Origin of the sequence: Rhodohalobacter sp. SW132, assembly GCF_003390325.1 — a bacterium.
Lineage (GTDB): Bacteria > Bacteroidota > Rhodothermia > Balneolales > Balneolaceae > SW132.
Map to the genome: position 1 here is coordinate 183039 of NZ_QUOK01000006.1, position 12732 is coordinate 195770.

The following is a 12732-nucleotide window of genomic DNA, read 5'->3' on the forward strand; positions in this document are numbered from 1 at the left end:
CGATTGATCCCTTCGGGGGATGCGGGATCTCCAATCCCTGATACGTGCAGGAGATGCTACGCCGGGGCTTGGTTTGATGGTTCTTGTGATAAATCCCTTGTTGTACGCCTTATTTTTGGACAGCATCAGTCACATATTTAAAATTTTTTAAAATCGAACTCAGGTTTAAAACGATATAGAAAGCCCGGTTTAATCCTAAACTCATTTAAAGACTCATGGCAGATCAAGCCACTTCAATCCGTCCTGTTAACATTGGAAACCTGGAACTCTACAGTGTAGAGACGGGCCGTTTTATGCTTGATGGAGGTGCTATGTTTGGTGTTGTGCCTAAAACCTTGTGGAGCAAAAAAATTACTCCGGATGATAAAAACCGGATTCCCATGGCTGCTCGCTGTCTGCTGATACGTTCAAAAAGCACCGATCGGCTCTACCTTGTAGATAACGGCTGCGGTGATAAGTTTAATGAGAAAATGAGCAGCATCTACTCTCTTGATTTTGAGCATAGCGATCTGGAGCGTTCCCTCGATCAAATTGGTGTTCAGCCCGAAGATGTCACCGACCTGGTATTTACCCATCTCCATTTTGATCATTGCGGCGGAACAACAACATATAATGCCAAAGGAGATCTTGAGCACCGGTTCAGCAACGCAATCTATCACGTGAATAAACGGCACTGGGAAACAGCAACGCACCCGAATGCCCGGGAAAAGGCGAGCTTCCTTAAAGAGAACATTCAGCCGATTTCAGAGTACGACAAACTGAACCTTGTTGATGACAGGCATGTTTTTGAGGATGGATTTTCCATGTTGCCCTTCGACGGACATACCATCGGCCAGCAGCTTCCGTTTATTTATGATGATGAACGTTCACTGGTCTATGCTGCCGATTTGATTCCCACATACGCCCACGTGCCCCTGCCCTGGGTGATGGGATATGATATGCATCCGCTGCAAACACTGACTGAGAAAGAACCTTTTTTGAATGAAGCCGCAGAAAATGGCTGGTACCTCTATCTCGAACATGACGCAAATCATGAAATAATCACGATACAAAAAGAAAACGGTAAATTTTCCGTTGATAAAACCTTACGTATTCGTGATCTGGTATAATTAAATTTCACCTGGTTGGTTACACATGTTCATCTACGATATTAACTTCACAAATTTCAGCGGATGAAACCGGATTACGATCAACATTCAGGCGACAAAGCCGCACAAATTAAAGAATTGCTGAGCAATGCCTGGAAAAAATCAGGCCGGGGAAGAATACTCTCCCTCGCGTTCATCTTTTTATCACTTCTCTTGCTGTTATTCGCAAGCATTACGGCGGCTGAATCAGCGTACTTTCTGCCCTCAGCCTGGAAAATTGGTGGTCTGCTCACCGGTTTAGCTCTCTCAATAGCCATTACCTATCTCTTTTCACGCCAGATCAGTGACAGCTCATTCGACGTTTTTGTTAAGCGCTACCTGAAAACAAGACCCAAAGATGGCGAAAATATTCAGAGTGCCATTGATCTGTATGAAGACCAAAACAGAGATCAATCCCTGTTTTACGAAGCTGCACTGGAATCAAATCTCGAAAAAGTAAAACCGGATGAACTGAACCGGGATCTGAAATCGTATCTTGGCAGACATCACACCATTAAATCTGCGACGCGCTCGTTTGGTGCTCTTCTCCTGGCACTTGTAGTTTTTTCGTTGACAATCTTCCAGAATCCGGACGGTTTTGAACGTACGATGACCTTCTGGCAAACCTTCGAACAGCCCAACCCCTATCAATACGCAATTTCCCCCGGAGATACTACGATCGAGCAGGGGCAATCGATTCAACCCACCATCGAGTTCAGCGGCGACCGTCTTCCCGAGACCGTGACGTTTCTCTATAAAACTGATGTTGAGGAAAATTACAGGGAACGGCCCATGCAGCTCTCTGAAGGCACCCGTTTTCAGCCGCGTGAATTTGAAATCTCCAGCTCCGTCAGTTACCATGTGGTGATGGATGGATTCAGATCTGAGTCGTATCGCCTCAGCGTGCAGGTGCAGCCCCGGTTTGATGATCTCATCGCACGTATCACTCCTCCCTCCTACACGAATCTGCCCGAAAGTGAGCACGAATACCCATTTTCTGCCTTGCGATTTTATCCCGGTTCAGAAATCCATTTTGAAGGTGAACTGAACAAAGAAGTAGATCAGATTGAGTTGCTATCATCCGGCGAACCGTTAGAGATGACTTTGACTGAAAGCGATTCACGTTTGACCTACTTCGCAACGATTACGCCTGAAACTACTGATACGCTTACATTTCAAATGACAGATCACGACGGGCTTTCTAACCGAAACCCTTTCAGAACAATTCTTCGGATGACAGAAGATGAGCCTCCGGTAGTGGTTATCCGGGAGCCGACAGGAGTTGTCATGGAAAATGAACCCCGGGACCTTGATATCCTCTACCAGGCCACCGATGATTTCGGAATCGAGCGGGCTGAGCTTCAATGGAGTATCTATCGCTCTTATGTGGATGAGCCTCAGCATGGAGCTCAACAGCTATCCACCCCGGAAAATGGCAGAAACACACGCATAAGCTGGGATTTGACCGAGCTGGAACTGCGGCCGCGCGATGAAGTGCGATTCAGAATTCGCGCACTCGACAACGATGCAGTATCGGGCGGAAAATGGGGTGAATCACAGGAAGTTGTGATCCGAAGGCCTTCAATGGCAGAGTTTTTTGAAGAGATTGATTCAAAAGAGAGAAGCGTTCAGGGTGAGCTCGATCAGGTATCCGACGAATTTGAACAGATGGAACAGGAGTATGAACGGTTCCTGGAACGGCTGCGTCAAAACCCTGAAGGTGGTTTCGAGGAACAGGAGATGCTTGAAAGCGTTTCGGAACAACAGCAGAGAATTGACGAAACCGTTGAACAGCTTAAAGAGCAGTATGAGGAGCTTCGCCGCGAAATGGAAGAGAGCAGCAGCATTTCGGATGAAACACGCGAATCGTACAGGGAGCTTCAGCAGCTGATGGAAGAGCTGGATGATCCGGATCTTCAAAATGCACTCCGCGAGCTTCGGGAAGCGATGGAGAATATGAACCCCAACCAGATTGAACAGGCGCTGGAAAATGTAAGTTTCAACGAGGAACTCTACAAAGAGCGTCTTGAACGTACCAAGGAGCTGTTTAAACAGCTTAAAATGAACAGCGATTTGGATAAACTGGCTCAGCAATACCAGGATTTGTCTGAACGGATGCGTGAACAGCCTGAAGCAACGCTTGAGCAGCTTAAATCGGAAATGGAAACTGCCCGCGACGATATGGATTCACTTTCAGATCAGCTGGAGCGGCTGGATGATAACCCTCCCAGACGTTCTGAAGAGAAGCTCAAAGAACTGAAAGAGCAGGCCCAGGAGCGACTTCAGGAGATTCAGGAGCAGATGGAACAGCTCGGCCAGGAGATGGATGGCAAAATGGAGGATGGCGAAACGAGCCCCGACTCCCAGATGCAGCAGCAGCAACAGCAGATCAGTGAACAACTCCAGCAGGAGGCTGATAATATGCGGGAAATGCGCCAGGAGATGGGCGGTCAGCAGTTACAGGTAAATATACTTGGCCTGCAGTGGGCTCTTTACACGCTGCTTGAACTTTCTGAAACGCAGGAGTTTCTCACAAAAGATTCGCAGGAGACCGCCAACCGAAGTGCCGGCTTTGTGAATTTAGCCCGCCAGCAGAATTATGTCAGGGGTCAGTTTTCTGCAGTTGCGGATACCATATTTCAAATCTCATCGGAGATACCGGGTGTTCCCAACCGGATCAACCGGAAAAAAGCTGAAGTTGAACGCACACTCCAGCGGGCTGTAGATGAGATGTCTGAACGCAACCAGCGAAGTGCTATGATCACATCGCGGGAATCTCTGGGCGGCATAAACGATCTCTCTTCCACGATTGCATCCCTGATTGAACAGCTTATGGATCAGGATGGAGATGGCGGCGGTGGCGGCGGGATGTCGATGCAGCAGATGATTGAACAGATGCAGCAAATGTCGGGCGACCAGGAGCAGCTAAATCAGCAGCTTCAGGAAATGGTGAATGATATGCAGGGGGATCGCCTTAGCCGTGAGCAATCAGAACGACTGGACGAGATGGCCCGTCAGCAAAATGAAATTCGGCGTCAGCTCCGAGAACTCCAGAGAAGCGGAGCTCTGCGTGAAGGCGACCAGGCACTGAGTGAACTCCAGCGGATGATTGACGAGATGGAAGACAGTATTAACGACATGCGCGGCGGCGTGACCGACCGGATGATGATTGAACGCCAGCAAAACATACTCTCCCGGATGCTGAGCGCCGAAGAGGCGATGGAGCGGCGCGGTGAGGAGGAAGAACGCGAAGGCCAGCTTGCCGAACCGTTCGATAGTGAACTACCGCCTGACCTCACTCTCGAGGAACTCCAGCAGGAGATCCGCTCAAGATTACAAGACCCTAACTACACCCGGTTCAGCGAAGAGCACCAGCGGCTGATTGAGCGCTATTTCGAGATGCTGCGCCGCATGGATGATGCCGCTATTCAATAAATTCCGGGGTTATGATGGGATAAAAAGAATTTCATCATACCCTCAAATACGCTGACAGCACGGTACCTCCTTTTTTCACTTTTCACTTTTCCCTTTTCATCACTTTTCTCCCTTTTCCCACAGGCACGATTCTCTTCATTTTTGTATGTTTGGGTCAACCCGACAACCATCGCTAAAACCACATCTTTTTTATGAAACGCACTCTCCAATCCCTTCTCACCCTACTGTTTTTTCTCGCCTGGCAACCCGCAATTTTTGCCCAGGAAGCCGTTCCGGAAAATTTCGGCCAATGGGTTGAAGATGGATTGGAAGAATGGGGAATTCCGGGAATCACAGTCGGTTTGGTGAAGGATGGAGAGGTGATTCTTACACAGGGTTACGGCATCAAAAAACTGAGCAGTGGTGAAGCGATTGATGAACACACCCAGTTTGGGATTGCATCCGTCAGCAAACATATGACCGCCACCGCGCTCGGAATTCTTGTGGATCGCGGCGAAATTGACTGGGATGACCGCGTGATCGACCATGTGCCCTGGTTTCAGCTCAGCGATGCGCACGCCACGGGCACCGTAACCATTCGTGATCTTCTCACCCACCAGGTGGGCGTAGGCCGGATGCTCGGAAACCGTCTTCAGTTCATGACCAAACGCGGAACAGAAGAGCTGCTTTACAGAATGCGCTACCATGAATTTGAGCAGCCGTTTCGCTCCCAGTACGTCTACAGCAATGTGATGTATACCCTCGCCGGACACATCATCAAAGAGGTTACCGGTTTAGAGTTTGGTGAATTTCTCGAAGAAGAGCTTTTCGGTCCGCTCGGTATGAGCCGGACCGTGAGTTCGATCAACGATCTGGATGAAGAAAATGCAGCCTGGCCGCATCAGGAAATCAAAGGAGAAGTCGTTGAAATCCCCCGCCGAAACTGGGATAACGCAGCACCCGCCGGCGGCGTCAACAGCACCGCTGCAGATATGACGAGGTGGATGAAATTTCAGCTCGGAACCCCCGGCAGCTATGGCGATACAGAACTGGTGAGTGCTGAAACCATGCAAGTGATTCAAACTCCAAAAGTATCGCAAAATATTGGCTCTGTGACTGCCCCGCAGCGATCGTACGGGTTCGGGCTCTCTATCACAGAATATAACGGGTACAGAGTACTATCACACGGCGGCGCAACCGATGGATTTAACACCGTATTTATGATATTGCCGGAACTTGAACTCGGCGTGATTGTCATCACAAATACCTTCAGCTCGTTTCAGCAGGCCGTTGCCCGCACCCTGATCGATCACCACATCGAATCGCCAGGTGACACCGACTGGAACAACCTCTACAGACAGAACTACCTGGCAAACTACGAGCGCAACATGGAGCGAAGAGAAGAGTTTGAAGCCAAACGGGAAAGCGGAACCTCCCCCACTAAACCGCTGAATGATTATGCCGGTGTTTATGAAGATCAGCTATATGACAATGCAGAAGTCTTTATGGAAAATGGCGAACTTGCGATCCGGTTTTGGGACGATGAAGACCTGACCGCCGACCTTGAACACTGGCACCACGATACGTTCCGCGTGATATGGCGTAATCCGGCACTGCGCGAAGATTTGCTAACTTTCAGACTCGGATTTGATGGCGGCGTAGAATCGTTTGACAAACGGTACGCCCTCAGGCCGGCGATGCTTCAGGTTGGAACGTATCCAACAAATTACTACCGGATCGTTAACTTCGAAAAAACAGAGCAGTAACCCTATGAGTGAGCATAAACCTGATCTTCTGGATGATATCATACAGTTTCTCGAAAACGAACAAGAGATGTACGGGCCGTTTTCCGTGAATGTGGGAGTTAAGAGTAAGCAAACGCTCTCTCCCCCGGATGATCAACCGGATGCAGAAGAAAAAAATGAGCCCGCATCTCAAACCAACTCCGAATCTGAGACCGAACCGCTTACAATTGATCAAAAACTGGAACATTGCCGTTCGCTCGATGAACTGAAAAATCTTTGTGAGGAATCAGACCAGCTAAAAACGGACCTCGAAGGAACAAACCTTGTGTTTGGAGTGGGAAATCCGAACGCAGATTTAATGATCGTGGGTGAAGCACCCGGCTTCAATGAAGATAAACAGGGCGAACCCTTTGTTGGGGCTGCCGGTCAGCTGTTGAACAAAATCCTTGCAGCAATAAATTTCAAGCGGGAGGATGTCTACATCGCAAACATACTAAAACATCGTCCGCCGGATAACCGGAATCCCACCGATGAAGAGCGCGGACGGAGTCTGCCCTTCCTCCTGAAACAGATTGACCTGATCTCCCCCAAAGTAATTCTATGTGTAGGGAAAATATCCGGCACTACACTTCTTGATCGGGATGAGGCCCTCAAGAATATGCGCGGACAGTTTTATCCGTTTCGCGGTGCGGAGCTTACCGTTACCTATCATCCGGCTGCTCTGCTCAGAAATCAGCAGTGGAAACGGCCAACCTGGGAAGATGTGCAGGCTGTGCGAAAAAAATATGATGAGCTCGGCGGTAAACCGTAGTGGTATCTCAATGGTGAACTATCCAAAGTCATCAGCTGAATCATTCATGTTCACACTGACCGGACTTAAGTCTACAGCTGTTGACACATCAGCACTAAATGTAAAACCGGCTTCTATTAAAGCTTTACGGCAGGTGTTCATTAAAGCAGTACGAACAACCGGGAGAGTGGCCTCCTGGTCTCTTGCATTAATCCAGAAATAGACCTGCAGCTCAACAAAATCGGGATCAAATCCTCTGATACTGACGGATGCCGATGGTTTTTTTAAAACACCCCTCGCCCCTTTCAAAGTCTGTTGTAATAGTGTGATAGCTGCCTGGCTGTCATCACTGTAATCGATACCAACAGTAAAACCACCCCGCCGTAAGCCATCCAGCGTATAGTTATGAAGGGGTTTGGTGAATAACTGTGCGCTTGGAATAAATACATCACACCCCTCACTGGTGCGAACATGAGTATGCCGCAGCTGTATGCTTTTGACCCGCCCCATAATTCCTCCCGATTCAATTACGTCATCGGAATTAAATGGCCGGCTGAAGGCGAGAAAAAAACCGGCCAGAAAATTTTCCCCGATATCTTTAAAGGCAAAACCGAGCATCACAGCAGTCAATCCGCCGCCGGCTACGAGACTCGCAGCCAATGTGCTGTAACCAATCAAATTTAAAAAGACCACAATACCCACAAAAACCGCAATGGTACTGATTAGTTTTCTGAAAAAATCGTGATGAGCAGCAGGCATTGAACTACGGCTCAGGATCTTAACCACAAGTTTTGCGATTCCTCTTCCTATAAAATAGATCAACAGGAAAATTGTGACTGCAATAATCAGCCGAGGAAGAAATCCAACAAATAGTTCTAATTCTGTAAAAAAAGATTCATAAAGAGTATCAGTCATATAAACAGAAATCTGGCTTCAGAGTTAGATGAAAGGAATGCATCTGAGAATTTTTGAATATAGTTCATTCGTTGCCAATCTGCCTATCACTTTTATGAATAAATGAACTGTGAAAATTCTGCCATTTCCTAAATAACATGGGCTGCATCCACACAGTTTTGTGGTTCTGCTACAGAATTAAAACTTATTAATAAAAACCATATAAACCTTAATATTTCATACTATAGGAATGCTAATCAAAGATCATCCGGTTATTTATACGTATGGAGTGTATCGCATTTAGATGCCATAATTTACTGAAACTTCTCAGATTTAAAGAAGTTGAGCAAAGTATCTCAAACTGGCACGGTAAATTCAACCAGGTAACCACGTGAAAATAAATCGTTTACGATATCTGTTTTTCCTTTTCATCCTTTGCGGGGTACTTAGCTGCGACTCCGGGCAATCACCGTTTGAAGATACTATACCTAAACACCGCCTCTCCACAACAGTTATCCCTGCTGAAAGTGGAACCATTCATCCCTCTGATGGTGAGTTTGAGTTTAATACCGGTATAGAAATTGAAGCCCGGCCCGCTGACGGTTTTATTTTTGACCGATGGGGTGGTAGTCTTTCTGGAAATTCCAACCCGGAATCTCTGGTTTTAAGTCAAGACAGATCCGTAACCGCTTATTTCGTGGAAAGAGATTACCCACTCGAAATTGAGATTGAAGGAGCAGGTTCCATAACGGAAGAGATTATTGCACGGGCAGATACGTCCGAAGTATCTGATTCTCTCGCTGTTCCGGCCACTACAGTGCGGCTGACGGCAGTTCCTGATGATGGCTGGTATTTTAGTCGCTGGGAGGGTGATCTCACCGGTTCAGATAATCCCGAGACAATATTTGTAGACAGCGAAAAGCGTGTATCTGTAATTTTTGAAGAAGGTGAACCGGGGGATTATATAATTGATATTGATATTGAAGGAAACGGTACGATTCAGCTGGATCCTGAGAAATCCAAATACGATGAAGGGGAAGAAGTTATTATTACGGCAACAGCAGAGTCTGGATGGAGATTTACAGAGTGGCAGGGAGATCTTACAGGCACTTCAAACTCTCAGACTGTGGAAATGTTTGACGATATAGAAGCTACCGCTCTTTTTTCAGAACTTGAAGAGCCTGCACTTTCTATTCGTCAGCAGCCGTCTGAAACTACAGCCGGTGAAGAGATGTTCCCTGCACCTTCCGTTGTGCTAACGGATGAGGTGGGCAATCCAGTTGAGGGAACAGAAGTCATAGTTTCTCTAAACAAAAATTCATTCAGTTCAGAATCTGAATTATCCGAAACAACGAACAGCGACGGTATCGCTGTGTTCAACCAGTTAATCCTCAACACAGCCGCTTCAGGATACGTTTTATCATTTGAAACAGACAGTGACGAAATTTCGGCCATTTCTTCCAGACCGTTTACTATTGTTGCCGCTGAAGGTGACGCAGCGAACAGCAGTGCAGACGTTCCTGACGGATCTGTGACATCCCCAACCGAAATTACCATCACCGTTCTTGACCGGTTTGAGAATAAGGTTTCCGGAGTTTCCAGTGATCTTGCGGTATCCATCAGCGGAGCAAACAACGCAAATGCGGAGATTACAGAAACTGAAAACGGCATCTATACTGCATTTTACACACCGATGCAGACCGGGACTGATGAAATTTCAGTAACGCTTTCCGGTGAATCAATCTCTGGCAGCCCGTTTAGCAGCGATGTAGCCGCAGGCCCGCCGGATGAAATGCAGGTCACACAACAGCCTGAAAATACTGTTGCGGGAGATGCAATTTCTCCAGCTCCATCGGTTCTTGTAACGGATGAATTTGAGAATCCGGTTTCAGGAGTATCTGTGTCTGCTGAGTTGTCAGGAGCGTCATTTACATCAAATTCTGAAACCACTGCAGAGACCAACAGTGAAGGAGTTGCCCGTTTTGAATCGCTGATTATTCATACAGCCGGAAATGGGTATAGAATTGAATTCTCTGCAGAAAACCTGGTACAATCTTCCAACAGCTTTAATGTGACACCTGCACAACCAGATCTCGCCTCTTCAACTGCAACAGTTCCGGATGGAGTTGCCGGTTCGGTTACTGAACTTAGAATCACCCTGGTTGATGCGTTTGATAACTCTGTTAGAGGGATGTCAGAAAATCTATCTATAGAAATTACGGGTGCAAACAGCCGGTCACTAACGCCAACAGAAAGTAATGATCCTGTCGTATACCTGGCTGAATACAGGCCTGAGCAAGCCGGAACCGATCAAATTGAAATTCTGTTTAATGGTGACCCGGTGGCTGACAGCCCGTACACAAGCGAAATTTCTCCTGCAGATATCAGTCCATCCGTTTCAACAGTAACAGCTGATCCTCTCGCTCTGTCCCCCGGAGAATACTCAACTGTAACCATAGAACTGCGGGATGAATTTGATAATCCGATTAGCGGTCTCGGGGATAGTGATTTCACAGTAAGTTTAGGAGAGGAAACGAACCGATCATCAATTGAAGAAACATCATCGGCCGGGGTATACGAATTTGAATTCACAAGTGAAATAACCGAAACCGTCAATGTATCCATTTCTGCAAATGGAGTGAACCTTGAGGATGAGCCGGAAGTTGAATTTCATCCGCCCATTCCTCACGAAATCATCATTGAGGTTCAGCCGCAAAATTCCAGGAGCGGAGAACCCATTGAAGGTCCACCGACCGTCCGGGTTGTTGATTCATCCGGGGACGGCATTCCTGATATTACAGTAACGGTATCTACAGAACGGGGTCAGAGCTTTGACTCTGGCACTTTAGTTGTACAGACAAACAGCGATGGAATAGCTGTTTTTGATGACCTTGTGCTCGTAACAACCGTGCGATGGTTTAACCTTGTATTTTCAGTAGATGAAGTTAATGATGTTGTTTCAGACCGATTCAGAGTCTCTTTCCGTTTTTGATTTACAGAAATACAGCACACATTAATCTGTCTCAAATTTGCCATTTATGTGATTATACTTCATTTTTAAGGCTTGTAGTTGCAGAAAAATCCATCACCAAAAATGGAGTACATAAAAGTGGCTGAAGACTCATTTGCAGGAAAAAAAGCACCCTATTCCCTACTCGAAAATATTCCGCGGCTTGTCGCATCTTACTATAGCCGGGAGCCAGATCCCAACCAGATTGAACAAACTGTATCATTCGGTACATCCGGCCACCGCGGCACTTCGCTGAACAATACGTTTAATGAAGATCACATTCTATCAGTCAGCCAGGCCGTTGTCGACTATCGAAATAAAAACCGGATTACCGGTCCGCTTTATCTTGGGATGGATACTCATGCGCTATCGGAACCGGCACTGATATCTGCCCTGGAGGTATTTGCCGCTAATAACGTTGAAGTCCGGTACCAGGAAGGTTTTGGGTACACACCAACCCCTGCCGTTTCACATGCAATACTGGCCTGGAATCGCAACAATCAAAATAATAAAGCCGATGGCGTGGTTATCACCCCGTCACATAACCCGCCTTCTGACGGAGGGTTTAAATACAATGCAGTTCACGGTGGCCCTGCCGGTTCCGACATCACCAAAGAGATTGAAAACCGCGCAAATGCATATCTTGAAGAACAACTCACGGGTGTTCGGCGAACTCCTCTTGAAAAAGCACTTCAAAAAAGCAGCACTAAACCGTTTGATTACGTTACGCCTTACATATCAGATTTAAAAAATGTGATTGATGTAGAGGCGATCAGCAAATCGGGACTTAAAATTGGCGCTGACCCAATGGGTGGATCAGGCCTTGCCTACTGGGAACCGATCGCCGAAATGTATAATCTCAATATCGATGTGGTGAATAAAGAGGTGGATCACACCTTCCGCTTTATGACGGTAGACAAAGATGGTAAAATCCGCATGGACTGCTCCTCCCCTTACGCCATGGCAAGCCTGATTGGGCTCAAGGATAAATACGACATCGCATTTGGCAATGATACCGATTTTGACCGGCATGGAATTGTAACCAAAAGCGGGCTGATGAACCCAAATCACTATCTTGCTGTTGCCATTCAGTACCTGTTTCAGAATCGTCCGGGCTGGAGCAGTGACGCAGCAATTGGCAAAACTCTTGTATCCAGCAGTATGATCGACCGGGTTGCAAAATCAATGGACCGCAGACTCGCTGAAGTTCCCGTTGGATTTAAATGGTTTGTAGACGGTTTGCTCAACGGAGAATATGGTTTTGGAGGTGAAGAAAGCGCCGGTGCGTCTTTTCTGAAAAAAGACGGGACGGTATGGTCAACCGACAAAGACGGAATAATTTTAAATCTTCTCGCTGCTGAAATCACTGCAAAGACCGGGAAAAATCCATCTGAACATTACGAAGAGCTGGAAACTCGTTTTGGCAGCCCCGTTTATGAACGGCTCGATGCACCGGCAACTCTTGAGGAGAAAAAAGTACTTTCCAACTTATCACCTGACCAGGTTCAGGCGAATGAACTGGCAGGTGAACCGATTCTTAAAAAACTGACCCGTGCGCCCGGAAATGATGCTCCGATTGGCGGACTGAAAGTAGAAACCGAGAACGGCTGGTTTGCCGCCCGCCCCTCGGGGACGGAAGATATCTATAAAATTTATACCGAAAGTTTTAAAGGGAAAGATCACCTGAAACAGATTCAGGATGAAGCCATCGCCATTGTAAACTCTGTTCTTGGTAAAACGTAAGAATCCGCC

The 12732-nt window shown here is 47.1% G+C and carries 7 protein-coding genes; 6 read left to right on the forward strand and 1 reads right to left on the reverse strand.

The features are described 5' to 3' along the window. Positions 1 to 215: 215 nt before the first annotated feature. The 4 genes from DYD21_RS12940 to DYD21_RS12955 all read left to right on the forward strand — a co-directional run bounded on the left by DYD21_RS12940 (position 216) and on the right by DYD21_RS12955 (position 7097). Complete coding sequence (locus DYD21_RS12940) at positions 216 to 1109, forward strand: MBL fold metallo-hydrolase (RefSeq protein WP_116037414.1); 894 nt, start codon at positions 216 to 218, stop codon at positions 1107 to 1109. A 63-nt stretch (positions 1110 to 1172) separates the two neighbouring features. Beyond that, a complete protein-coding gene (locus DYD21_RS12945) occupies positions 1173 to 4562 on the forward strand; it encodes a DUF4175 family protein (RefSeq protein ID WP_116037415.1) in 3390 nt (1129 codons plus the stop codon). A 191-nt stretch (positions 4563 to 4753) separates the two neighbouring features. Then, positions 4754 to 6307, forward strand: a complete 1554-nt coding sequence (locus tag DYD21_RS12950; RefSeq protein ID WP_116037416.1) for a serine hydrolase — start codon at positions 4754 to 4756, stop codon at positions 6305 to 6307. Positions 6308 to 6311: 4 nt separating this feature from the next. After that, complete coding sequence (locus tag DYD21_RS12955; protein WP_116037417.1) at positions 6312 to 7097, forward strand: uracil-DNA glycosylase family protein; 786 nt, start codon at positions 6312 to 6314, stop codon at positions 7095 to 7097. Between the two features lie 18 nt (positions 7098 to 7115). Here the strand turns inward: DYD21_RS12955 and DYD21_RS12960 are convergent, their stop codons facing one another. Continuing rightward, complete coding sequence (locus tag DYD21_RS12960) at positions 7116 to 7991, reverse strand: mechanosensitive ion channel family protein (protein ID WP_116037418.1); 876 nt, start codon at positions 7989 to 7991, stop codon at positions 7116 to 7118. A gap of 370 nt (positions 7992 to 8361) precedes the next feature. Here DYD21_RS12960 and DYD21_RS12965 point away from each other — a divergent pair, with 370 nt between their 5' ends. Next, positions 8362 to 10962: a filamin/ABP280 repeat domain-containing protein gene (locus DYD21_RS12965; RefSeq protein ID WP_116037419.1), complete on the forward strand. Its 2601-nt coding sequence runs from the start codon at positions 8362 to 8364 to the stop codon at positions 10960 to 10962. Positions 10963 to 11079: 117 nt separating this feature from the next. Further along, positions 11080 to 12723, forward strand: a complete 1644-nt coding sequence (gene pgm, locus DYD21_RS12970) for a phosphoglucomutase (alpha-D-glucose-1,6-bisphosphate-dependent) (protein ID WP_348636188.1) — start codon at positions 11080 to 11082, stop codon at positions 12721 to 12723. Positions 12724 to 12732: the final 9 nt, after the last annotated feature.